The sequence below is a fragment of the Lysobacter terrae genome (genome assembly GCF_054782215.1).
Genome location: NZ_BAAGSX010000008.1, coordinates 374815 through 397212 on the forward strand (window position 1 = coordinate 374815; position 22398 = coordinate 397212).

A 22398-nucleotide genomic window follows, 5' to 3' on the forward strand; every position below is an offset into this window, starting at 1 on the left:
GTCAGGGGCAGCCTTCGCGGATCGCCTGCACTTCTCGCAGCACCGCACCGCCTTCCGGCAGCGCCGTCCGCATTTCCCGCAACAGCGCATCGAGTTCGACCTGAGCGAGGACAGGCTCGCGGCTGCAGCGCGTTTCCGCGAGGTAGGCGTGGGCCAGCCAGCGCGTCTTGCTGCGCTCGCTGTCGGTAGGCGCCAAATTGCCGATCTGCGCGAGACGGCGAAGGGCGCCGGTATCGCCCGCCGCCGCCAGCAACCGCGCCTGTGAGAGTTGCGCGCGCAGCGCATGCGGGTGTTCACCGCCGTAGCCGTCGCGCGTCAGCACGACCGCGCTCTGCAAGGCCTGCCGCGCCCGCGTGGCGTCGCCCATGGCGAGCGCGACTTCGCCGATCAGGCGGTCGGTATCGCCGACGAGTCCGTGCCGAGGGCCGAACTGTTCGACGCGCAACCGTCGCGACTCCTCCAGCAAGGGCAGGGCTTCGGCGTCCCGGCCCGCGTCGTGCAGCACCATGGCCTCGTTGAACAGGCCGGCGGCGAGCAGCGCGACGTCGCCGTGATGACGCCAGATCGATACCGCGCGCGCGAGCGCCGGCTGTGCGGCGGCGAAGTCGCCGCGCTCCCACGCGGTGATGCCCAGGCTGTTGTAGTTGCGCGCAACGTCCGGATGGTCGGGGCCGAGGCGTGCGACCAGCCAATCCTGGGTCTGGGTGAATTCGCGCTGCGCCGCTTCATAGCGGCCCTCGTCCACGTGCAGCGCGGCCAGTTGCCGGCGCGCATCCACGCCGGGGCGGCTGTCGTCGCCGTGCAGTTGCCGGGCGAGGTCCAGCGCGGCCTGGCAGTCGCGTTCGGCGGCGGCCGCTTCGCCGCGCGTGCGCAGCACCGCGCAGCGCTGGCGCAGGATGTCCACCGCGAGCGAATGGCGCGCACTCACGCGCGAGTTCAGATGCTCCAGCGCGTCGTCGTAGCCGCGCAGTGCCGCGTCGGTGTCGCCGGCATCGGCCTGCAGGCCGGCCAGATCGATGAGGTTTTCGACGATGCCGACGTCGTCGGATGGGGCTTCGCGCCGGATCGCGAGCGAGCGTTCGACCATCTGCCGCGCGCCCTGGCGTTCGCCGGCCGCGCGGCGGCAACGGCCCAGCTGCGAATAGAACTGGCTGCTCTGCGGCGGCAGTTGCGCCTGCTCGTTGCGGGCAAGATCCAGGTAGGGCTGCATCAACCCGATGCAGTCGTTGGCGTTGCCCTGCAATGCCAGCAGTTGTCCGCGCAAGGTGAGCGACTCGAGCTGGAGGCTGTCGGGAATATCGCCGGCGTTGTCGACGATGGCCGCCTGCCGGCCCAACAGGACCGCGGCTTGCGGGTAGTCGCCCAGGCCCAGGCGCAGGCGGGCGAGCAGGCCGAGCAGCTCGGCACGCGCACGGGGCTGCCGCCGGGGTTCGGCGCGATCGCGGGCCTCGGCGGCCGTCAGCAGGCTGCGCAGGTCCACCGCCTGGCCGGGTGCGCCACCGGCCTGTTCGAACAGCCCGACCATGAAGTCCTGCATCGCCTGCGCGCGCGCGGCTTCGGCCAGCGCTTGGCGCGCCTGCCAGGCGACCAGGCCGATCGACAGCGACAACACCACGACGACCATCGTCGCCGTCGCGAGCGTCCAGCGATGGCGGGCGAAGTACTTGCGGATCCGATAGCCCACGCCCTGCGGCCGCGCCAGCACGGGGCGGCCGTCCTCGTAGCGGCGCAGATCCAGAGCGAGCGCCTCGACCGAGGGATAGCGCTGCTCGGGCGGCTTGGACAAAGTCTTGAGCACGATGTTGTCGAGATCGCCCGACAACACGCGCGCGCGCCGGCGCAGGTCGGCGACGCGGCTGTATTCCTCCTGCGTCTCGCTCTCGATCCGGCGCAACACCGCCTGCGAAGGTTTGAGCGGGTCGGTGAACAGGATCGCGTCTTCCCACGCCGCATCGCTGTCGCGCTTGAGCTTGTACGGCTTGCGGTCGGTGAGCAGTTCGTACAGCACCACGCCGAGCGAGTACACGTCGGTCATGGTGGTGACCGGTTCGCCGCGGATCTGCTCGGGCGCGGCGTAGTGCAGGGTGAAGGCACGCATGCCGGTGCGCGTCTGTTCGACTACGGGCACTTCGCTGTCGAGCAGCTTGGCGATGCCGAAGTCGAGCAGACGCACGTCGCCCGCGGGGGTGACCAGGATGTTCGAGGGCTTGAGATCGCGATGCACGATCAGGTTGGCGTGCGCGTGGCTGACCGCGTCGCATACCTGTTGGAACATGCGCAGCCGCTGCGCTACCGGCGTGTCCAGCGCGCGGCAGTAGTCGGTGATCGGTTCGCCGTCGACGTATTCCAGCGCGAGATACGGCAGGCCGTCGGTGGTGACGCCGGCATCGAGCAGGCGCGCGATGTGCGGATGCGCCAGGCGCGCCAGGATCTGCCGTTCGCGGGTGAAGCGCAGGCGCAGATTGGTGTCGGTCAGGCCGGGGCGCAGCAGTTTCAGCGCGACGCGGCGCTGATACAGGCCGTCCGCGCGTGAGGCCAGCCAGACCTGGCCCATGCCGCCTTCGCCGAGCAGGCGATCGAGGCGATAAGGGCCCACGACCGTGCCCGGCTGCACGCCCGGGCGCGGCGGCGTCAGCGGTTCGGCGAGAAAGTCGGTGCGCTCTTCCTCGAGCGCCATGAGCGCTTCGAGTTCATCGGTGAGTTCGGCGTCCTCGTCGCGCAGTTCGCGCAGGCGCTCGGCACGCGCTTCCGCCGGCAATTCGAACAGCGAATCCAGCAGCGGGGACAGGCGTTGCCAGCGCTCGGGGTCCATCGGTCTGCCTGTGCTCCCCGTGGATGGGCCGTCGCGCGCGCGACGGCGGCGTGGCTTTAGGAGTCCTTCAACGAGGCCAGCAGAAAGAGCCGTGCCTTCTGCCAGTCGCGGCGGATGCTGCGTTCGGAGCGGTCCAGCAGCGCGGCGATTTCCAGTTCCGACAGCCCGGCGAAGTAGCGCAGCTCCACCACCTGGGCGAGCTTCTGGTCGACGGCGGCGAGCTTGGTCAGCGCCACGTCCAGGCCCAGCGTTTCCTCGTCCAGGCGCAAGCCGCCCTCGACGTCTTCCGGCAGGTCGGTGACGCGGTGCAGGTCGCCGCCGCGCTTTTGCGCCAGGCGCTGGCGGGCGTAGTCGACCACCACGCTGCGCATGGCCGAGGCGGCATAGGCAAAGAAGTGCGCGCGATCGTCGAAATGCGCTTCGCGCCGGCCGATGAGCTTGAGGTAGGCCTCGTGTACGAGGGCGGTGGCATCCAGCGTCTGGCCGTGCTGGCCGGCCAACTGGCGCCGTGCCATCGAATGCAGTTCGCTGTAGAGGCGCGCGAGCACGTTGTCGAGTGCGCCGCGGTCGCCGCCCCGAGCCGCATCCAGCAGCATGGTGATGTCAGCACTGTCCGCCATGTGGAACCCGACCCCCGAAGATGTCTGGAATATAAACCCAAATGCAAAACCCGCCGAGGGGCGAAGGTACGCCGCGGCTGAACGCGTCGGCCCCCGAGGCTATTTCTGGCAGTGTCCGCACCACACAGTGGCGCGCTGGCCGATTGCGGCCTGCTTCAGCGGGCGCCCGCAGCGCGGGCAGGGCTCGCCGCCGCGCCCGTAGGCGGCCAGTTCCAGTTCGAAGTAGCCCGGTTCGCCGTCGGGGCTGATGAAGTCGCGCAGCGTGGTGCCGCCGCGCGCGATGGCGTAGACCAGGATCCGCTTCACCGCGGCGGCGAGCAGCGCATAGCGTTCGCGCGAGACCTTGCCGGCGGCGCGCAGCGGTGAAATGCCGGCTTCGAACAGGGCTTCGGCGGCATAGATATTGCCGACGCCGACGACCACCTTCTGGTCCATCAAAAACGTTTTTACCGGCGCCTTGCGTCCGCGGCTGAGCGCGAATAAATAGTCACCGTCGAAGGCGTCCGACAGTGGCTCCGGGCCGAGTTCGCGCAGCAACTCGTGCGTTTCCCCCGGCGGCTGCCACAGCAGGCAACCGAAGCGGCGTGGGTCGGTGAAGCGCAGCACGCGCCGGGAATCGAGGGCGAGGTCGACGTGGTCGTGCGCCTTCACCGGCGTCGCCGCCGGCAGCACGCGCAGGCTGCCGGACATGCCCAGGTGCAGCAGGGCGCTGCCCGCGGCGGTGTCGAGCAGCAGGTACTTGGCGCGACGGCGCACCTGGTCGATGCGCTGGCCCGGCAGCAGTTCGGATACTTCCGGCGGAATCGGCCAGCGCAGGTCCGGGCGGCGCAGGGTGACGCCGGTGATCGTGCGGCCTTCGAGGTGCGGGGCGAGGCCACGGCGGGTGGTTTCGACTTCGGGCAATTCGGGCATGCGCCTAGCTTACGGGGGTCCCTCCCAGCGGGAGCCCTATTCAGTTTTTGGCCTTGCTGAATGCCCCGCCGACCCCCATCACACAACCAGTTCCATACAGGGGCGAACGCACGCGGAGAGTGTCAAAATCCCGCGCGGGAAACGTCCTTCCATCCTCCCTCTTCGCCTCGGCGAAGGCAGGGCGCCCGCTTCGGAGTTGTCATGTTTTCTTCCCTGCTCGATTTCCTCGCTGGTGGCCTGTTGCAGGCCGGCTGGGGCGCTCTCGCGATCTATTTCCTGATCGCCACCCAGCTCACCATCCTCTCGGTGACCTTGTACCTGCATCGTTCGCAGGCGCATCGCGCGGTGGATTTCCATCCGGTACTGGCGCACGCCTTCCGCTTCTGGACGTGGCTGTCGACGTCGATGATCACCAAGGAATGGGCGGCGATCCATCGCAAGCACCACGCGAAGTGCGAGACCGAGGAAGATCCGCACAGCCCGCAGATCAAGGGGATCAAGACCGTGTTCTGGCGCGGCGTCGAGTTGTACAAGGAAGCGCGCAACGATCGCGAATCGATCGAGAAGTACGGCAAGGGCTGCCCGGACGACTGGATCGAACGTCACCTGTACACGCCGTACGCCACGCTCGGCCCGACCCTGTATCTGTTCATCAGCTTCGCGCTGTTCGGTTTCGTTGGCGTCGCGCTGTGGGCGATCCAGATGGCGTGGATTCCGTTCTGGGCCGCGGGCGTGGTCAATGGCCTCGGCCACTGGTGGGGCTACCGCAATTTCGAAAGCGCCGACACCTCGACCAACCTCACCCCGTGGGGCGTGTGGATCGGTGGCGAAGAGCTGCACAACAACCACCACGCCTTCCCGTCGTCGGCGAAGTTCGCGCTGCGCAAGTTCGAAGTCGACATCGGCTGGGTCGCGATCCGTGCGTTCGAGAAGATCGGCCTGGCCAAGGTCCTGCGCGTGGCGCCGACGCTCGACGTGCGCCCGAACATCGCCATGCCCGACGGCGAGACGATGAAGGCGCTGCTGGCGATCCGCTTCCAGGCAATGACCGACTACTACCGCAACGTCACGCTGCCGGCACTGCGTGAAACCAAGTTCAAGCTGCCGCGCAAGCTGCGCCAGGGCCTGGCCGACGGCGGTCGCTGGCTCGACGAGGACAAGCGCGCCAAGCTGCACGCATGGCTCGCCGAGCGTCCGCGCATGGCGCAACTGGCCGAATTCCGCGCCAAGCTTTCGCACGTGCTGGACGAGCGCTCGCAGGATGCGCAGGCCACGCTGGCCAAGCTGCAGGCGTGGTGCGCCGAAGCCGAGGCATCGGGCAACGCCGCGCTGCAGGCGTTCTCGGTGCGCATGAAGGGCTACGCGCTGGCGCCGGCGCGCATCGGCGCGTGATCGCAGGCATGCGGTACGAGTACACGAAGGGGCGGCAACGCCCCTTCTTTGTTTGATGATTCAGGCGGGCGTCGGCAAAGTGCGCGACATGTTTTCCTTTCTTCCGACGACGGTCGCGGCGGCCTGCCTGTGCTGGTCCGCGGCGGTGTCCGCGCAGGTCGTGGCGACCAGCGATTACCTGGCGCGCATGGACGGCGACCAGGACGGGCGCATCTCGCTGACCGAATACCAGGCCTGGATGGGTTACGCCTTCGAACGCATGGACCTCAACGGCGACGGCCTGCTGACCGCGGACGAGTTGCCCGGCGGCAAGGGCGACACCGTCAGCCTGGCCGATCACCGCGAGTTGTTGGCCGCGATGTTCCGCCGCCAGGACGCCGACGGCGACGGCTTCCTCAACGCCAATGAACTGTCCGCGCCGCCGCGCTAGGCCGGCAGGCGAGGTGAGCGCGGTCTTCAACCGCATTCACTAGAATGCGCGCATGACCATTCTCGTGACCGGCGCGGCCGGCTTCATCGGCGCCCATGTGTGCCGTGCGCTTCTGGATCGCGGCGACGCCGTGGTCGGGCTCGACAACTACAACGACTACTACGATCCGCAGATCAAGCGCGATCGCGTCGCGGCGCTGTGCCCGGATGCGGATATCCGCATGCTCGATCTGGCCGATCGCGATGGCATGGCCGCGTTGTTCGACGAGACCGCGCCGGTGCGCGTCGTGCACCTGGCCGCGCAGGCCGGCGTGCGCTACTCGCTGACCAACCCGCATGCCTACGTCGACAGCAATCTGGTCGGCTTCGTGAACCTGCTGGAGCTGTGCCGCCATCGCGGCGTGCAGCATCTGGCGTACGCCAGTTCGTCCTCGGTCTACGGCGATTCGGCGAAGCCCCCGTTTTCGGAAGACCAGCGCATCGACCAGCCGCGCTCGCTGTACGCGGCGACGAAGGCGGCGAACGAGCTGATGGCGCACACCTATGCGCACCTCTACGGCCTGCGCTCGACCGGGCTGCGCTTCTTCACCGTGTACGGCCCCTGGGGTCGTCCGGACATGGCGCCGCTGCTGTTCTCGCGCGCGGTGCTGGCGGGGCGGCCGATCGACGTGTTCAACCACGGCAAGATGCGTCGCGACTTCACCTTCATCGCCGATATCGTGGCCGGCGTGCTCGGCGCGCTGGATCATCCGCCGCAGAGCGAGCCACCCCACCGCGTCTTCAACCTGGGCAATCACACCCCGGTGGAGCTGGAGCGCTTCATCGAAGTGGTCGAGCAGGCCGCCGGCCGGCCCGCGCAGAAGGTGTACAAGCCCATGCAGCCCGGCGACATGATCGAAACCATGGCCGATACCGCGCGGGCCAAGGCCGCCTTCGGCTTCGAGCCAGCGACCGCGATCGAGGTCGGCCTGCCCCAGGTCGTGGCCTGGTGCCGGGACTATTTCGGCGACCGGGCCTGAATAGGGGGGCGAGCGAGACTGACGTCGCAACTTCGGGCGGGTAGGATGCACGCCCAACGCTCCCGTTCAGTCGCGCCCCGCGCGGCCTGAAGACGCCTACATGACTGCATCCCCCGAAATCTCCGTCGTCGTGCCCGTGTTCAACGAGCAGGACAATGTCGCCCCGCTGATCCACGAAATCGTGGCGGCTATGCGCGGCGTCGTGCCGTTCGAGATCGTCTACATCGACGATCATTCGCGCGACAACACGCTGTCGGTACTGCGCGATTTGAAAGCGCAGGTGCCCGAGCTGCGCGTGCTCCATCATGTCAGCCAGTGCGGCCAGAGCACCGCGATCCGCACCGGCGTGAAGGCCGCGCGCGGCGCCTGGATCGCCACCCTCGACGGCGACGGCCAGAACGATCCGGCCGACATTCCCAAGCTGCTCGCCAAGCGCGGCGACGATCCGCGCGAGGTGAAGCTGTTCGCCGGCTGGCGCGTCAGTCGCCAGGACAGCGGCAGCAAGCGCTGGGCCAGCAAGTGGGCGAACGCGATCCGCACCCGCATGCTGCGCGACGACACGCCCGACACCGGTTGTGGGATCAAACTGTTCGAGCGCAACGCGTTCCTGGACCTGCCGTACTTCGACCATATGCACCGCTACCTGCCGGCGCTGATGCAGCGTGCGGGCTGGAAGACGGTGAGCGTGCCGGTCAACCATCGCGCGCGCACTACGGGCGTGTCCAAGTACAACAACCTCAACCGCGCGCTCGTGGGCATCCGTGACCTGCGCGGTGTGGCTTGGCTGATAACGCGCAGCAAGCGCACCGCCGTCGAGGAAGTCCAATGATGGTGATGGCTGCTTCCGTTGCCACTGGCGGCGCGGATTTCATGAATTCGCCGATCGCCTGGCTGGCCTGGACCGGCCTGCACATGTCGCCGTGGAAGCTGATCGGCCTGACTGGCGCGCTGATGTTCGGGGGACGCTGGCTGGTGCAGTTCCTGGCCTCGCGCAAGTACGGCAAGCCGGTGATCCCGCGGCTGTTCTGGTACATGAGCCTGCTGGGCAGCGTGATGACCCTGGCCTACTTCCTGTTCTCGGCCAAGCAGGACTCGGTGGGGATCATCCAGAACCTGTTCCCGGCGTTCACCGCGGCGTACAGCCTGTACCTGGACATCAAGCACCGGGGTTGGCATCGGGATAGGGCGAGCCACTGAGCTACCCGTGACTCCCTTCTCCCCGCGTGCGGGGAGAAGGTGCCCGAAGGGCGGATGAGGGGCGCTTTCGCCGTTGCTGTTGCGACACGTCCCCTCACCCTGCATCGCTGCGCGACGCTGTCCCTCTCCCCGCAAGCGGGGCGAGGGAGTGGGCCGCCCTGTGGATAACCCTTGCCCAGCCCTCCCGCTCCGTGCATAATTCGCGGCTCGCTGCGTCCGGTCGGCCTTGTGCCGGGACCGGGCGGGACCGGAACCACGATTCCTCCCGCCGCCGGCAGCGGACATTTCCGACCCGAATCGTGAGCCGCCGCAATCCACCGCGGGCGGAGGGGCCGCCGCCTCCCTGGCCAAGGGAAGCAATAATTACCTCTCGAGGTGCGTATGTCCCGCGTATGCCAAGTCACCGGCAAGCGCGTGCAGACGGGTAACAACGTCTCGCACGCTAACAACAAGACCCGCCGCCGTTTCCTCCCGAACCTGCATGAACGCCGGTTCTGGGTTGCCAGCGAAAACCGCTGGGTGAAGCTGCGCCTTTCCACCGCTGCCCTGCGCACCATCGACAAGAACGGCATCGACTCCGTCCTTGCCCAGCTGCGTGCCCGCGGCGAGAAGATCTGAGTAGGAGGATCGAACCATGGCTTCCAAGCGCGACAAGATCCGCCTGATCTCTTCGGCCGGCACCGGCCACTTCTACACCACCGACAAGAACAAGAAGAACACGCCGAACAAGATGGAGGTCAAGAAGTACGACCCCGTCGTTCGTAAGCACGTGGCTTATAAGGAAGGCAAGATCAAGTGACGTTTTGGCCCATTCGCGCATAGCGCGAATGGCTTTGCCAAAACCGACGCGACAATTGTCGCGTCATCCCCGCGAAGGCGGGGATCCAGCGACTTTGCTCTGCCTTTCAAATTGTTCAAAAGAAGCCCGCCGCAAGGCGGGCTTCTTTTTTTGCGTGTCCAAAACAACGGCCAGGAGACCCCCATGAACATCCAACCCCCCAACCGCGTCGCCCACACCTACACCCAGCATCTCGCAGCGACACGGGCGCAAGTCTTCCCGCTGCTATGCCCCGTGCGAGAAGCCGACTGGATCGAAGGCTGGAACCCACTCCTGGTCGTCAGCGCAACCGGCGTCGCCGAACCCGATTGCGTCTTCGTCACCGCCGCCGAACCGGCCGACGCGATCTGGTACGTCACCCGGCACGAACCCGATGCCGGCTTCGTCGAGATGCTGAAGATCACCCCCGGTGTCACCGCATGCCGGCTGTCGATCCAATTGCAGGCCACGACCGAAGGCTGCGACGCGATCGTGACCTATCTGCATACGAGCCTGGGCGCGCAAGGCGACGCTTTCGTGGCGGCCTTCACCGCCGACTATTACGTGGAGTTCATGCGCGACTGGGAGGCGCGGCTCAATCACTATCTGGTTCACGGCGAAGCATTACCCGGCGCGCGCGACTGAGTACAAAGAAAAAGCCCCGGCATGGCCGGGGCTTTTCTTGCGCAGACCGGCTATGAAAGCCGGGACCTTCGCGATTAGAACGTGATGCTCCAGCTGTTGATGTAGCCCGTATCGATCGACGCGCTGTCGATCACGCGCAGCTTCCACGTGCCGTTCAGCGCTTCCGTCGAGAGGTTCTTGGTGTAGGTCTCGACGATGTTGTCGGCGCTGCCGCCGGTGTTGCTGCGCAGGTTGTAGACCGAACCGTCCGGCGCGATCAGGTCGACCTTCAGATCGCCCGAGTACGTATGGACGATGTTGACCGAGATCGAGGCGTTGGTCGGTGCATTGCCGGTGCGACCCGAAACCGTGATCGGGCTGCTGATGCCCGTCGCGTTGTTATCGGGAATGTTGTAGTCGGCCGTGTTGCTGTACGTCTGCGTGCCGCCGCCGCCACCGGTGGTGTAGCTGCCGGTCAGGCTCATGCCCGAGTAGGTGGTGTAGGCATGGATGGTCACGTAGTACGTACCCGCCTGCGCCGTGGCGATGTTGCAGGTCTCGGCGGTGGTGCTGCCTTCCGACTTGCAGTCGTACGACGTGGTGGTCGGCTGCGAACCGAACTTCACGTACAGATCGGCATCACCGGTGCCACCACTAGTGACGAACTTCAGGCCGCTCGCGCCGGCCGGCACGTCCAGCTTGTAGAACTTGTCCGCACCCGACGAAGCGCCGATGCCGGTGACCGGCACGCCATTGCCCAGTGCGGTCACGGTGCCGCCACCGCCGCCGCCCGAGCAGCTGACGCCCACGGTGGTGAACGCCGCGGTCACGTCGGCCTTGTTCAGGCCCACGTCGGTCGCCGCCGTTTCCACACCGCACGCGGCGCTGTTGTAGGTGGAGCTGGCCGTCCAGTACAGCGCGTTGGCGCGGGCGAAGACCTTGAACGCCTTCGGCACGTCCCAGCCCGCGGTCTTGGCCAGGTTGCAGAACGCCTTGTTGTACACGCCCGAGGAGTAGTGCACGTCCAGGCCCGAGGTGTAGTTGGCGGCGTTGTCGATCGAACGGCCGTCCTGGGTCGGGTTGCACATGTAGCGCAGCGCGCCGGTGGACTTGAAGATTTCCTGGCCGACCAGGAAGTCGTTCGTGCCCTTCCAGTAGTACTCGGTGGCTTCGCCGCCCATGTCGGAGAAGGCTTCGTTGATGCCGCCGGACTGGCCCGAGTAGGTCAGGTTCGAGTGCTGCTCGGTGAAGCCGTGCGAAACCTCGTGGCCGGCGACGTCCGCGCTGACCAGCGGATAGAACGTGGTCGCGCCGTCGCCGAAGCTCATCGTCGAGCCGTCCCAGAACGCGTTCTCGTAGCTGCTGCTGTAGTGCACGCGCATCACCAGTTGGAAGCTCAGCGCGTTGTAGCCGGTGTAGGCCGGATACATGTTGGTGATCACGCCGCCGAAGTAGTGGGCGTCGTTGATCGGCGAATAACCGCCGTTGATGGTCTTGTAGGTGTTGTTCGGGCAGGTGTACGAGAACGCCGTCGTGCCCGTGGTGCCGCCGTTGAGGTTCACCGACTTCACGTTGGTGTTGTTCATCGTGCAGGTGGTGCCCGACTGGGTCACGTCGAGGAAGCCGTAGATGCCGCCCGAACCCCATTGGTACTGGCCGGTCTTGGCATTGCCGCCGGGACCGGTGCCGATGGCGGCATGCGTCAGGCCTTCCCACTGCTTGAGCACGCGGCCGTTGTTGGCGTCGACGATCACGAACGGACGGCTGGGCGCGCCACCCTGCGCGAAGTCGGCGAAGTACGACACGACGTAGACCAGGTGCGCACGGTCGTTGTCGTCGACCCACACCATCAAGTCGCTCTTCTCGTTCTCGGTGCGCTTGGTGGTCAGGCTATTGCCCAGACCCGCCTGCTTACCGATGGCCAGGGCACGGCCGTTGTCGAGCTTGGCAGCTGCCGACGGCAGTTCGCGCGCGAGACCGTCGACGCGGCGGCCGAACAGGTTACGCACGTTGCCATTGCGGTCCTCGGCAACCACCACGTGTTCGCCGAACACCGGAATCCCGCGGAAGGTCTGCTGGTAACGGCGCACGGTGCCGTTGCTGGTGTCGGTGCTGAGCAGCTTGAGGCTCGAATCGGCATCGAGGCCCAGCATTTCGGCATGGCGATCGGCGGCATTGGCGGCGACGCCCGCCTTCGCGGTCGCGCTCTTGTAGCGCGCTTCGATCTGCTTGGCGTCCTGCTGATGCAGGTCGACGCGCGATGCGGCCATGGCGGGGGCGCAGGCGATCGCGAACGCCAACGGCGAGAAGGCAAGAAGGTTCAACTTGCTACGTTCCACAACTCTCTCCTTGAAGAACATGGGATGTCACGCGAAGTGACACATTGGAATGCTGGTGCGCGGCGGCAGTCGGTTCGCGCCCTCCTGGACGCGTACGACCGCGAGGGGAGCCGGGCACAGCGAGGGACATCGGTCGAACACCGGACGAATCGGGTTGCCATCGACGGCGAACAGGGAGCCGTCGCTACAGGACTGCAGAGGTTGCAAAAGCGCGGACGCTGCCGGTAACGCCCACGACTGCCTGGCCCGCGCACGCGGGCGAAGGCGAAGACTCAGGGCGTGGCAGGCACGGACCGCGGCGGATTCCGTCGCGGGTTTTGCCGGGATGCGAGAGGGGATGCGAGACGAACTACGGGCCGTAGGGAGTGCGCGGGCAGCATGGGTGCTCCGGAAAAAAGGCAGCGATGCGTGCCGTCACCCAAGCGAGAGCGGGCCGTCTGCGCGAGAAGCGCGTGGCGACGTCCTTGTGCTTCCGCGTCTAGCCGCTCGTGCTAAGCAACGAACGGGTGACGGCGAGTGGACGACCGGCCCGGGTCTCCACTCCTGCCGCGGCCCATGCGGCGCGCGCATCCTGCCCATCCGTCCGCAAGGGTGCACGCCGCGCTGCAACATGCGCCAGCGCGAGCGCATTCATGTTCGGAAGCGGCCCCTCACTTATCCGCATGCCTACGGATGAGCGCTGTGTACTTGTCCATCCACCCCTGCAGAAACTCCCGGCTGTCCGCGCCAATCTCGCCGTTCGCCCCGAACAGACCTTCCTTGGCCTGAAGGAAGACCTCCGGCTGCCCCAGCGTCGCCACATCGAGATACGCCAACACATTGCGCAAGTGTTGCTGCGCGATCGCCGTGCCGATGGTGCCGACGGAAATGCCGATCACCCCTCCGGGCTTGCCGGCGAATGCGCTCTGCCCGTAAGGACGCGAGGCGTTGTCGATCGCATTCTTGAGCACGCCTGGAATGGAGCGGTTGTATTCGGGCGTGACGAACAACAGACCGTCGGCCGCCTTGATCTCCTCCTTGAGCCGCAGCACTTGCGGTGCCTGCTGCGCATCGTCGTCCTGGTTGTAGAGCGGCAGATCGTCGATGCGTAATGGCTTGAAGGCGAACTCCGACGGCGCGAGCTTGGCCACCGCGGTGGCGAGCTGCTTATTGAAGGAGTCGCGACGCAGGCTGCCGATGAGGACGGCGATGGTGTACTGGCTCATGGGGGAGCTCCGGGGCGGATGTCGCGAAAGCTTGCGCCGAGGTTTGTTAAAGCTGCGCGTGCCTCACGGCCCCTCACCCTGCGCCGCTGTGCGGCGCGGTCCCTCTCCCCGCAAGCGGGGCGAGGGAGTGATCTTTCCTTCTCCCCGCGTAAGCGGGGAGAAGGTGCCCGCAGGGCGGATGAGGGGCGCTTTTGCTCTACAAACAAAAACGGCGAAGCCCAAAGGCTCCGCCGTCTTCGCATCCGCGGGAGCGGACGTGCTAAGCGTGCACCTGCGTCCGCACCAGCACCGGCCTGTCCTCATGCGAGCACACACGATCTCGGCCTTCAGCCTTCGCGCGATACATCGCACGGTCGGCATGCATGAACAGGTTCTCGAACATATGGCCGGACAACTTGGTCGTCGCACAGCCGAAGCTGGCGGTGATCGCCTGCGTGTGCTCGATTGACGCGGTGTCGATCCCGGCCAGGTTCTCGCGGCATTGCTGGGCGATGCGTTCGGCCGCATGCAGATCGCCGCCGCAGCTGAGGATGGCGAATTCCTCGCCGCCCAGCCGCCCGAACAGATCACCCTCGCGGCACGCCGCACGGCACGCACTCGCTACCTGCTTCAGCACCCAGTCGCCGGTGGCGTGGCCGTGGCGGTCGTTGATGTGCTTGAAGTTGTCGAGGTCGAGCAGCACCAAGGCGGCTTCCCTGTTCGCAGCCTTGCTGCGCGCCAGATGGAGCTCCGCTTCCTCGCGGAAATAGCCGCGGTTGCTGATGCCCGTCAGGCTGTCCATCTGCGCCTGCTTGCGGAACATCATCTGCACGCGCTTGATCTTGTAGGCCCAGTACGCGCCCACGCCCAGCACCATCAGCAGCATCGCGACCAGCAGCTGATTGTTCTGCGCCGATTTCTTCGACAGGTCCTGCTGCAGGCGGAGCACGTCGTTCTGGCGCTGCAGCAGCTCGATCGACTGGTTCTTCTGTTGCAGCTCGTGGCGGCTGAGCTGGAAGGCGAATTCGCGCGCCTTGATCTCGTCGAGTCGTGCCTTGTCGGCCTCCGCATAGAGACGGTACTGCGTAAGGGCCGTTGCCAGATCCTTACGGCGAAGCGCGATGTCATAGAGGACCTTGTGCGCGGTAACCAGCGGCAGCACGTAGGTGTCATTGCCGCCGCCTGCCAGCGCGGCGTGAGCGTGCTTCTCCGCGCCCGTCAGATCGCCCATGATCAGGCGGTACTCCGCGAGCAGGCCGTGGATCTCGCCGACGAGGCGCGGGTACCCGGTCGCCTCGACTTCCGCCAAATGCGATTCGAGCAATTCGACGGCGCGCGCAGTCTGGCCTTTGGCTGCCCAGCGCCGCGCCAGATAGCCGCGCAGCAGACTGGTGGAAATGGGTTCGTGCTGCTGTTCGCAATCGGCGATCGCTTCTTTGAGCTCGTTCTCGCTGACTTCCGCGCCTAGCCCATGAAGGGCTTCGGCCCGGATCTGCTTGGCATAGCACCTGTTGCGCGGCGCAGGGTCCTGCGAAAGCATCTGCTCGGCGTAGTTCTGCGCAAGCGCGTATTGCCCGTGCTGGTTGTAAAGAAGCGCGGCAACGCCGAAGCCGGTCTGCCGCAGTTCCGTGTCCTGGATCTGGTCGGCCATCGCCAGCGCCGATTCCAGACTGCGTAGTCCCAGCGAGAAATCTCGGGTGATCGCGGTTGTATTGGCGATCAGCAGTTCCGCCCTGAACTTAGTCGCCGGGTCGGTGGCTTCGTTGCGGACTTCGATGGCCTGCTGGATGGCCGAGTCGTAACGGCCCTTCATGACGGCCTGGTAGGCAGTCAGCAAGCCGATCTGCCACTTCTGCTTTTGCGTGGCTTTCGGCTTGAGCTTCTCGATGTCCTGCAACGCAGCCGCAAAGGCCTTCGGGTCCTTGCTGCGGGCCGATTCGGCACGCTTGAGCAGTGTGCCCAGGTCGCCGGCGGCATGCGCTGCCAATGGCAACAGCAGGGCCAGCCCCAAACCGATAAACGAAAACCTTTTCGACGCTTTGATCATGGCTGCTTTCCTTTGCCGATGGGCCGGGCGCCATGCCCGGCCCATTCGCCTTATCCAGCCTTTACGTATTGCGACCGTTTATCAGGCCGCTATCGAGGAGGGTTCTTGTTGCGGAGCTTCGTCGCCATCTTCCTGCGGCTGCTCTTCGCCTTCCTTCGGCTCTTCGTTGTCCGCCGGAAAGACGAGGCAGCACATCGCGCCGCTCGCATTCATCGCGCGATGCAGAGCGACGACATCACGGCCAAGCAGCGCGGCCTGGACAGCCGGATCGAGATTGGCGCGCATGACCGCAGCGATGAACTCGTCACGGGACAGCGGCTTCGGGCTGCGGGCCAGGGCTTCCAGGAACTGCACGACGTTAGACATCTTCGACTCCTTACTGCTCGGTAGTGGACGGCGGTGTGGGTGCTGATGCTTCAAACAGATTCAGTAACGGCGGCCGCTTCGGCCCGCTCCAGCGCCTCGATCCGCGCCAGCATCGCCTCGTCGCGTTGCAAGGGTTCGCACGGCGGTACCACGAGCGTGGAGTGCATGTGCAGCGGCGTGTCGGGTAGGGCGTGCAGCGGTACCGTTTCCATGCGCGGCTGGGTGATGGGCAGCGTCGCGGCTTCGTACACGGTGACCGGGTGGTCGGCCGGGTAGTCCTCGCGCAGGCGTTCGACCAGCAGGCGGCGGTATTCGGAGCCGGTGGCGAAGCGGCGATAAGTGCGGTCGCCGGCGATGCCGACCTGCCACAGGATCAGATAGGCCGACGGGTCGAGCCGGCGGCGGTAGAACATGAGCTGGCTGGCTTCGTAGTGCTGGCAGCCCAGACGGCCTGGGTCGATGCCCAGGTCGGCGTAGAGGCAGTCCTCGGCGGAGACGCCCGGTTCCATGTGTGCGTCGAAGCCTTCGCGGCGCGCCTGCGCTATCGCATCGTGCGGGGCCTTGGCGAATACGCCCGGGTGACCGTAGAAGGCGCCGCACACGGTGCGGCCGGCGCGGACCTCGACCAGCATGGACTCCACCATGTCGCGGTAGGTCTGGTGGCGCGGCTTGCCTTCGGCGTAGTGCGCCTGGAGGCTGCGGACGTCGGGATGCATCTGCTGCAGCCACAGCTCGACCACCGGATCGGACACGGCGACGAACACCACATCGGCTTGCTCGATGTGACTGCGTGCCCTCGGGCCGATATGGGCCCCCAACATCATCCCCAAGCCGACACAGACCAGGCGTCCCGGCTTGTCCCCAGCAGGCGTCTCCACGCGCTGCTCTCCCCCTAGAAGCTGGAGATCGACGATACCCGTCCCGCCCGATTTTGCAAAATCGGTCTCAGTTGGCGGGGGGGTGGGCCTGCCAGACGGCGCGCGGGAGTTCCCAGCGGGCCTGGGTCGGGGCCGTGGCCCGCTCCGGCGCGCGCACGAAGCCGAAGCGGGCGAGCAGCCGGTCGATGATCAGGGCATGGTCGTCGTCGGGCCGCTCCGCATGGATCAGCGTCAGCCCCATGCCCAGGAAGCCATGGTCGATCAGGGGGACGAAGGCCTCGCTGGAGATCCCCCGGTTCCACCACCCGTTGCGCAGCATGACGCCGAGTTCGGCGTCGTCGCCGTTACGCAGCAGGGCGGCCATGCCGATGGCTTCGCCCGAGGCTTTGTCGTCGATGGCCCAGAAGCGATGGCCGGGGGCGGCCTTGGCGTTGTGGCCGCAGGCGCGCCGGAAACTCTGCGCCGCGGCTTCGGCCGTGAGCGGTGGCAGGATGCGCTGCATCACGTCAGGGTCGGTGTAGAGATGGCAGAACATCGCTTCGTCGCACTCTGCCATCGGCCGCAGCCGCAACCGTGGCGTGTCGAGGATGGCGAGGTCGCAGGTTGCGATATCCAACGCCGCCATCTCAGCTCGACCACTGCGCATCGGCACCGCGCGCCTTCGCGACGCGCACGCGGCCGCCCTTCTTCGCGTCGCGGTCGAAGATGCAGTACTTCTCCGCCAATAGCGGCAGGCCCAGGATCGACTGGTTCGGCCAGTTCTTCATCTGGCTCATCAGCAGGCAATACGCCTGTCCGGCGCGCATCGCGTTGCGTGGCCAGTAGTGCTCGTCGGTGCAGGTGAGCCGGGTTTCGCTGCCGTCGGGTGCGCGCAGATAGAAGTGCAGCGGCGGCCAGGGCAGGCCGTCGATGTCAGTGTTGGCGATGCCCTGCTGTTGTTGCGCAAAGGTCTGCTGAAAGCGTTCGACCAGTGCGGGCAGGCGTTCGTCCAGTTTGCCGAAGGCCGCGATCACGGCCGCATACACGCTCGCTTCGAGGATCAGGAAGCTGCAGCCGGTGTCGAGAATTGCGTTGCTCGCTGCGCGTTTCGCGTACTTCGGATCGATGGGCGGCGCGTCGATGCGCGGGCCGTCGCCGACCTGCACCGCGATCAGTTCGGCGTTGTAGTAGAGGTCGTGGACGATCTGGACGTCGCCGAACTCGCCGTCGTGCAGGCGATGCCCCTGATCCTCGTCATGCTGTTCGGAGCCGCCGAGTACCAGCACGCCTTGGTTGAGCGGATCGGCCGCGAGCAGGCCGGCATCCGCAGCATCGTCTTCGACGTGCACCAGCGCGCGGCGCAGCAGCAGGGCGAAACGGTTGTCGATGCGGCCCGCGTCGGCCAGCGCGGTGAACAGCGGCGTCAGGGCGACGCGCGGTTGCTGCTTGAGCAGCGTGGCGAAGTCGTTGAGGTTCTCGTCTTCCTTGTCGAACGGCCAGGGCCAGGTCAGTGCCGGACTCACGCCACGTTCGCTGAGGTAGTCGCGCACGTCATGTGCGACGTCCAGGCCGCCGTAGGCCAGCCCAAATAGACCGTCGGCCTCGCGCATGTCCTGGGCGCGGGCTTCCACGCGTGAAAACTGCGCGGCCTCCAGTCGCACGCTGCCGTGCACGCCGTCGAAATGTACTTCCGCCGACAGCACCGGGCCTGCCCAGGTGCCCACGCCGTAACGCACTTCCTGCGCGAGCGAGGTCGGCGTCAGGCTGGCGTCGTCGTTGGGATCGTAGAGGTGCGGCAGCACCACCAGCGTGCTGCTGCCGGTATCGAGGACGAAGTTGCCGGGCCGTTGACCGCGGCCGATGCCGAGGCGAACGGTGTAGGCGCCCTTGGCGTAGGCGAGGGTAATGGGCAGGTGCAGGGCGCGGGTCACGGCACCCGCCGATGCTGCACCAGCGACTCCACCACGCTCGGATCGGCCAGTGTGGAGGTATCGCCCAACTGGTCCGGTGCGTTCTCGGCGATCTTGCGCAGGATGCGGCGCATGATCTTGCCGCTGCGCGTCTTCGGCAGACCCGGCGCCCATTGCAGGTGATCCGGCGCGGCGATCGGGCCGATCTCCTTGCGCACGTGCGCGACCAGTTCCTTGCGCAGCTCTTCGCTCTCCACCTCACCGATGATGAGCGTGACGTAAGCGTAGATACCCTGGCCTTTGATGTCGTGCGGGAAGCCGACCACGGCAGCTTCAGCCACCTTCGGGTGCGACACCAGCGCGCTCTCCACTTCCGCCGTGCCGATGCGGTGGCCGCTGACGTTGATCACGTCGTCGACGCGGCCGGTGATCCAGTAATAACCGTCGGCATCGCGGCGGCAGCCGTCGCCGGTGAAGTACATGCCCGGATAGGTCTTGAAGTAGGTGTCTATGAAGCGCTGGTGATCGCCGTAGACCGTGCGCATCTGTCCCGGCCAGGAATCCAGCAGCACCAGATTGCCCTCGGCTTCGCCTTCGAGCAGCGCGCCGTTGGCATCGACCAGCGCCGGCTGCACGCCGAAGAAGGGCTTGGTCGCCGAACCCGGTTTGAGATCGATCGCGCCGGCCAGTGGCGTGATCAGAATGCCGCCGGTTTCGGTCTGCCACCACGTATCGACCACCGGGCAACGCGCGTCGCCGACGACCTCGTAATACCAGCGCCAGGCTTCCGGATTGATCGGTTCGCCCACGGTACCGAGCAGGCGCAGCGAGGCGCGCGAGGTCTTTTTCACCGGCGCTTCGCCCTCGCGCATCAGCGCGCGGATCGCGGTAGGAGCGGTGTAGAAGATCGTGACTTTGTGGCGGTCGATCACCTCCCAGAAGCGCGAGACCGTCGGGTAGTTGGGCACGCCCTCGAACATCAGTGCGGTCGAACCGTTGGCGAGCGGTCCGTAGACGATGTAGCTATGCCCGGTTACCCAGCCGACGTCGGCGGTGCACCAGTAGATGTCGTCGTCGCGCAGATCAAACACGGCCTCGTGCGTGTAACTGGCATAGACCAGATAGCCGCCGGTGGTGTGCAGCACGCCCTTGGGCTTACCGGTGGAGCCGGAGGTGTAGAGGATGAACAACGGATCCTCGGCATTCATCCGCGCGGGTTCGCACTGCGTGCTCTGATCGTCGACCACGGCGTCGCACCAGCGATCGCGCGGCATCTGCATGTTCACCGCGGCGCCGGTGTGGCGCACGACCAGCACCGTCTCTACCGAATTCGTGCCGGGCAGCTTCAGTGCGGCGTCGACGTTCGCCTTCAGCGGGATCTTCTTGCCGCCGCGCAGGCCCTCGTCGGCGGTGATGATGAGCTTGGACTGGCAGTCGTGGACGCGATCGGCGATCGACTGCGGCGCGAAGCCGCCGAACACCACCGAGTGGATCGCACCGATGCGCGCGCAGGCGAGCATGGCCGCGACGGCTTCGGGAATCATCGGCAGGTAGATGGTGATGCGGTCGCCCTTGTTCACGCCGAGCGAGCGCAGCGCGTTGGCGAGCTTGCACACGCGTTCGTGCAGTTCGCGGTAGCTGATGTGCTGCGCGGGCTGCGCCGGGTCGTCCGGCTCGAAAATCAGTGCGGTCTTGTCGCCGCGCGTGGCCAGGTGGCGATCCAGGCAGTTGACGCTGGCATTGAGTTCGCCGTCGGCATACCAGTGGATGTGGAAATCCTCGACCTGGTAGCTCACGTCCTTGATCCGGGTCGGCGCCTTCATCCAGTCCAGGCGCCTGGCGACGTCGGCCCAGAAGGCATCGGGCTGCTGCACCGACTGCGCATACAGGCGCTCGTAGTCCTCGCGCTGGAAGCGGGCGGCCGCGGCGAAGTCGGCCGGCACGGGATACAGGTCAGGTTGCGACATGGGGCACGGTCTGCTGGACGTGGGAGGCCAAGTGTGCCGCAAGCGCGCTGGCCTTAGGTAACTCCGGGCCGACCTGATCTATGCTCCCTCCCCGTGCGCGGCGCCGTGTCAGCGGATGCGGGGCTCGCGTTCCCCAGGCAGAGCCGACGGCGCGCCGCGTCGCCCGCACATCCACGTCTAATACAGCTGAGGGCCGTACATGAATACCGTGTCGACCACCGCGGGCCACAAGTTCGAGGACGGGCTCACCCAGAGTCACAAGAAGGTCATCTTCGCGTCCAGTCTGGGCACCGTGTTCGAGTGGTACGACTTCTACCTGTACGGCTCGCTCGCCGCGATCATCGCCAAGCAGTTCTTCAGCGGCCTCAACGAGACCAGCGCCTTCATCTTCGCCCTGCTCGCCTTCGCCGCGGGCTTCGCGGTGCGGCCGTTCGGCGCGCTGGTGTTCGGGCGCCTAGGCGACATGGTCGGGCGCAAATACACCTTCCTCATCACCATCGTGATCATGGGCGCGTCGACCTTCCTGGTCGGCCTGTTGCCCAGCTACGCCAGCATCGGTGTGGCGGCGCCGATCATCCTGATCGCGCTGCGGCTGCTGCAGGGCCTCGCGCTCGGCGGCGAATACGGCGGCGCCGCGACCTACGTCGCCGAGCACGCGCCGCACGGCAAGCGCGGCCTGTACACCAGCTTCATTCAGACGACCGCGACGCTGGGCCTGTTCCTGTCGCTGCTGGTGATCCTCGGCGCGCGCAGCTATGTCGGCACCGAAGCCTTCGAGGCGAAATACTGGCGCGTGCCGTTCCTGCTGTCGATCGTGCTGCTGGGCGTGTCGGTGTGGATCCGCCTGCAGTTGAGCGAGTCGCCGCTGTTCCAGCAGATGAAGGCCGAAGGCAAGACATCGAAGGCGCCGATCACCGAGAGCTTCTTCTCCAAGAACGGCAAGATCGTGCTGCTCGCGCTGCTGGGCGCGACGGCCGGCCAGGCGGTGGTGTGGTACTGCGGCCAGTTCTACGCGCTGTACTTCCTCACCCAGTCGCTGAAGATCGATGCGACGACCGCGAACCTCCTCATCGCCGGCGGCCTGGCGCTAGGCACGCCGTTCTTCATCCTGTTCGGCTGGCTGTCGGATCGCATCGGCCGCAAGAAGATCGTCATGGCCGGCTGCCTGATCGCCGCACTCACTTACTTCCCGCTGTTCAAGGCGATCACGCACTACGGCAATCCGGCGATCGAGGAAGCGCGCAGCACCCATCCGGCGGTGGTGCATGCCGATCCGGCGACCTGTTCGTTCCAGTTCGATCCGGTGGGCAAGAAGGTCTTCAGCAATTCCTGCGATATCGCCACTGCGGCGCTGGCCAAGGCCGGTGTGCCGTACACGATTCAGGCGGCGCCGGCAGATTCGGTCGCGAGCGTGTCGATCGGCGGCACCAACGTTCCCGGCTACGAAGGCGCGGGCCTGAGCAAGGAAGACGGCAGGGCCAAGGGCGATGCCTTCGGCGCGGCGCTGAAGTCGGCGCTGGGCACGGCGGGCTATCCGGAAAAGGCCGACCCCGCGCGCATCAACAAGCCGATGTTGCTGGCGCTGCTGACCATCCTGGTGATCTACGTGACGATGGTCTACGGCCCGATCGCCGCGTGGCTGGTCGAGCTGTTCCCCACGCGCATCCGCTACACCTCGATGTCGCTGCCGTATCACATCGGCAACGGCTGGTTTGGCGGCTTCCTGCCGACCATCTCGTTCGCCCTAGTCGCCGCGAGCGGCAACATGTATCAGGGCTTGTGGTATCCGATCATCATCGCAGTGATGACGTTCGTGATCGGCTCGCTATTCCTGCGCGAGACCAAGGACGTGGACATCCGCGAATAGTTTCGCGGTCGGGTGAGTGATCAGCAGCGCCGGCCTGTG

The 22398-nt window shown here is 66.3% G+C and carries 20 protein-coding genes; 9 read left to right on the top strand and 11 right to left on the bottom strand.

Annotated elements, in window-relative coordinates; translation table 11 throughout:
• Position 1: 1 nt before the first annotated feature.
• From ACYVJ8_RS13435 to mutM, 3 genes are all read right to left on the bottom strand, one after another.
• Positions 2-2812, bottom strand: a complete 2811-nt coding sequence (locus tag ACYVJ8_RS13435; RefSeq protein ID WP_460713202.1) for a serine/threonine-protein kinase — start codon at positions 2810-2812, stop codon at positions 2-4.
• A gap of 56 nt (positions 2813-2868) precedes the next feature.
• Positions 2869-3432: an ECF-type sigma factor gene (locus tag ACYVJ8_RS13440; RefSeq protein WP_460713204.1), complete on the bottom strand. Its 564-nt coding sequence runs from the start codon at positions 3430-3432 to the stop codon at positions 2869-2871.
• A 99-nt stretch (positions 3433-3531) separates the two neighbouring features.
• Complete coding sequence (mutM, locus tag ACYVJ8_RS13445; RefSeq protein WP_460713206.1) at positions 3532-4344, bottom strand: bifunctional DNA-formamidopyrimidine glycosylase/DNA-(apurinic or apyrimidinic site) lyase; 813 nt, start codon at positions 4342-4344, stop codon at positions 3532-3534.
• A 201-nt stretch (positions 4345-4545) separates the two neighbouring features.
• Here mutM and ACYVJ8_RS13450 point away from each other — a divergent pair, with 201 nt between their 5' ends.
• From ACYVJ8_RS13450 to ACYVJ8_RS13485, 8 genes are all read left to right on the top strand, one after another.
• Complete coding sequence (locus ACYVJ8_RS13450) at positions 4546-5736, top strand: DesA family fatty acid desaturase (RefSeq protein ID WP_460713208.1); 1191 nt, start codon at positions 4546-4548, stop codon at positions 5734-5736.
• An 88-nt stretch (positions 5737-5824) separates the two neighbouring features.
• Positions 5825-6166 carry an EF-hand domain-containing protein gene (locus ACYVJ8_RS13455; protein WP_460713210.1) on the top strand — a complete coding sequence of 114 codons (342 nt, stop codon included), beginning with the start codon at positions 5825-5827 and terminating at the stop codon, positions 6164-6166.
• Between the two features lie 52 nt (positions 6167-6218).
• Positions 6219-7184 carry an NAD-dependent epimerase/dehydratase family protein gene (locus ACYVJ8_RS13460; RefSeq protein WP_460713211.1) on the top strand — a complete coding sequence of 322 codons (966 nt, stop codon included), beginning with the start codon at positions 6219-6221 and terminating at the stop codon, positions 7182-7184.
• Positions 7185-7284: 100 nt separating this feature from the next.
• Positions 7285-8013, top strand: a complete 729-nt coding sequence (locus ACYVJ8_RS13465) for a glycosyltransferase family 2 protein (protein WP_460713214.1) — start codon at positions 7285-7287, stop codon at positions 8011-8013.
• Between the two features lie 5 nt (positions 8014-8018).
• The gene (locus ACYVJ8_RS13470) at positions 8019-8381 is read left to right on the top strand and encodes a lipid-A-disaccharide synthase N-terminal domain-containing protein (protein ID WP_460713216.1); all 363 of its coding nucleotides are present in this window, start codon (positions 8019-8021) and stop codon (positions 8379-8381) included.
• Between the two features lie 381 nt (positions 8382-8762).
• Positions 8763-8999, top strand: a complete 237-nt coding sequence (gene rpmB, locus ACYVJ8_RS13475; protein WP_460713218.1) for a 50S ribosomal protein L28 — start codon at positions 8763-8765, stop codon at positions 8997-8999.
• 16 nt (positions 9000-9015) lie between these two features.
• Positions 9016-9180, top strand: a complete 165-nt coding sequence (gene rpmG, locus ACYVJ8_RS13480; protein ID WP_460713220.1) for a 50S ribosomal protein L33 — start codon at positions 9016-9018, stop codon at positions 9178-9180.
• Between the two features lie 183 nt (positions 9181-9363).
• Entirely contained in the window at positions 9364-9843 is a 480-nt protein-coding gene (locus tag ACYVJ8_RS13485) for a hypothetical protein (RefSeq protein ID WP_460713222.1), read from the top strand.
• Positions 9844-9917: 74 nt separating this feature from the next.
• On the opposite strand, the gene ACYVJ8_RS13490 is transcribed toward ACYVJ8_RS13485, so the two are convergent.
• The 8 genes from ACYVJ8_RS13490 to acs all read right to left on the bottom strand — a co-directional run bounded on the left by ACYVJ8_RS13490 (position 9918) and on the right by acs (position 20492).
• Positions 9918-12161 carry a M4 family metallopeptidase gene (locus ACYVJ8_RS13490; protein WP_460713224.1) on the bottom strand — a complete coding sequence of 748 codons (2244 nt, stop codon included), beginning with the start codon at positions 12159-12161 and terminating at the stop codon, positions 9918-9920.
• Between the two features lie 650 nt (positions 12162-12811).
• Complete coding sequence (locus tag ACYVJ8_RS13495) at positions 12812-13366, bottom strand: NADPH-dependent FMN reductase (RefSeq protein ID WP_460713226.1); 555 nt, start codon at positions 13364-13366, stop codon at positions 12812-12814.
• A 259-nt stretch (positions 13367-13625) separates the two neighbouring features.
• Positions 13626-15392 (bottom strand): GGDEF domain-containing protein, encoded by a 1767-nt coding sequence (locus tag ACYVJ8_RS13500; protein ID WP_460713228.1) that lies wholly within the window; start codon positions 15390-15392, stop codon positions 13626-13628.
• A gap of 81 nt (positions 15393-15473) precedes the next feature.
• Positions 15474-15758 (bottom strand): hypothetical protein, encoded by a 285-nt coding sequence (locus ACYVJ8_RS13505; protein WP_460713230.1) that lies wholly within the window; start codon positions 15756-15758, stop codon positions 15474-15476.
• Between the two features lie 50 nt (positions 15759-15808).
• The gene (locus ACYVJ8_RS13510) at positions 15809-16636 is read right to left on the bottom strand and encodes an SAM-dependent methyltransferase (protein ID WP_460713232.1); all 828 of its coding nucleotides are present in this window, start codon (positions 16634-16636) and stop codon (positions 15809-15811) included.
• 67 nt (positions 16637-16703) lie between these two features.
• A complete protein-coding gene (locus ACYVJ8_RS13515) occupies positions 16704-17252 on the bottom strand; it encodes a GNAT family N-acetyltransferase (RefSeq protein ID WP_460713234.1) in 549 nt (182 codons plus the stop codon).
• 10 nt (positions 17253-17262) lie between these two features.
• A complete protein-coding gene (locus ACYVJ8_RS13520; protein ID WP_460713236.1) occupies positions 17263-18546 on the bottom strand; it encodes a pepsin-like aspartic protease in 1284 nt (427 codons plus the stop codon).
• Positions 18543-20492 (bottom strand): acetate--CoA ligase, encoded by a 1950-nt coding sequence (acs, locus tag ACYVJ8_RS13525; protein WP_460713238.1) that lies wholly within the window; start codon positions 20490-20492, stop codon positions 18543-18545. Before acs ends, ACYVJ8_RS13520 begins: the two co-directional genes overlap by 4 nt.
• Positions 20493-20691: 199 nt before the next feature.
• On the opposite strand from acs, the gene ACYVJ8_RS13530 reads away from it, so the two are divergent.
• Positions 20692-22359 carry an MFS transporter gene (locus tag ACYVJ8_RS13530; protein WP_460713240.1) on the top strand — a complete coding sequence of 556 codons (1668 nt, stop codon included), beginning with the start codon at positions 20692-20694 and terminating at the stop codon, positions 22357-22359.
• Positions 22360-22398 lie beyond the last annotated feature (39 nt).

Excerpts from the sequence above, each read along its gene's own strand:
- mutM (WP_460713206.1), bottom strand. The coding sequence starts at position 4,344 with ATGCCCGAATTGCCCGAAGTCGAAACCACCCGCCGTGGCCTCGCCCCG.
- ACYVJ8_RS13465 (WP_460713214.1), top strand. The coding sequence starts at position 7,285 with ATGACTGCATCCCCCGAAATCTCCGTCGTCGTGCCCGTGTTCAACGAG.
- ACYVJ8_RS13500 (WP_460713228.1), bottom strand. The coding sequence starts at position 15,392 with ATGATCAAAGCGTCGAAAAGGTTTTCGTTTATCGGTTTGGGGCTGGCC.
- ACYVJ8_RS13435 (WP_460713202.1), bottom strand. The coding sequence starts at position 2,812 with ATGGACCCCGAGCGCTGGCAACGCCTGTCCCCGCTGCTGGATTCGCTG.
- ACYVJ8_RS13470 (WP_460713216.1), top strand. The coding sequence starts at position 8,019 with ATGGCTGCTTCCGTTGCCACTGGCGGCGCGGATTTCATGAATTCGCCG.
- ACYVJ8_RS13505 (WP_460713230.1), bottom strand. The coding sequence starts at position 15,758 with ATGTCTAACGTCGTGCAGTTCCTGGAAGCCCTGGCCCGCAGCCCGAAG.
- ACYVJ8_RS13530 (WP_460713240.1), top strand. The coding sequence starts at position 20,692 with ATGAATACCGTGTCGACCACCGCGGGCCACAAGTTCGAGGACGGGCTC.
- ACYVJ8_RS13460 (WP_460713211.1), top strand. The coding sequence starts at position 6,219 with ATGACCATTCTCGTGACCGGCGCGGCCGGCTTCATCGGCGCCCATGTG.
- ACYVJ8_RS13455 (WP_460713210.1), top strand. The coding sequence starts at position 5,825 with ATGTTTTCCTTTCTTCCGACGACGGTCGCGGCGGCCTGCCTGTGCTGG.
- ACYVJ8_RS13485 (WP_460713222.1), top strand. The coding sequence starts at position 9,364 with ATGAACATCCAACCCCCCAACCGCGTCGCCCACACCTACACCCAGCAT.
- ACYVJ8_RS13495 (WP_460713226.1), bottom strand. The coding sequence starts at position 13,366 with ATGAGCCAGTACACCATCGCCGTCCTCATCGGCAGCCTGCGTCGCGAC.
- acs (WP_460713238.1), bottom strand. The coding sequence starts at position 20,492 with ATGTCGCAACCTGACCTGTATCCCGTGCCGGCCGACTTCGCCGCGGCC.
- ACYVJ8_RS13450 (WP_460713208.1), top strand. The coding sequence starts at position 4,546 with ATGTTTTCTTCCCTGCTCGATTTCCTCGCTGGTGGCCTGTTGCAGGCC.
- ACYVJ8_RS13440 (WP_460713204.1), bottom strand. The coding sequence starts at position 3,432 with ATGGCGGACAGTGCTGACATCACCATGCTGCTGGATGCGGCTCGGGGC.
- rpmG (WP_460713220.1), top strand. The coding sequence starts at position 9,016 with ATGGCTTCCAAGCGCGACAAGATCCGCCTGATCTCTTCGGCCGGCACC.
- rpmB (WP_460713218.1), top strand. The coding sequence starts at position 8,763 with ATGTCCCGCGTATGCCAAGTCACCGGCAAGCGCGTGCAGACGGGTAAC.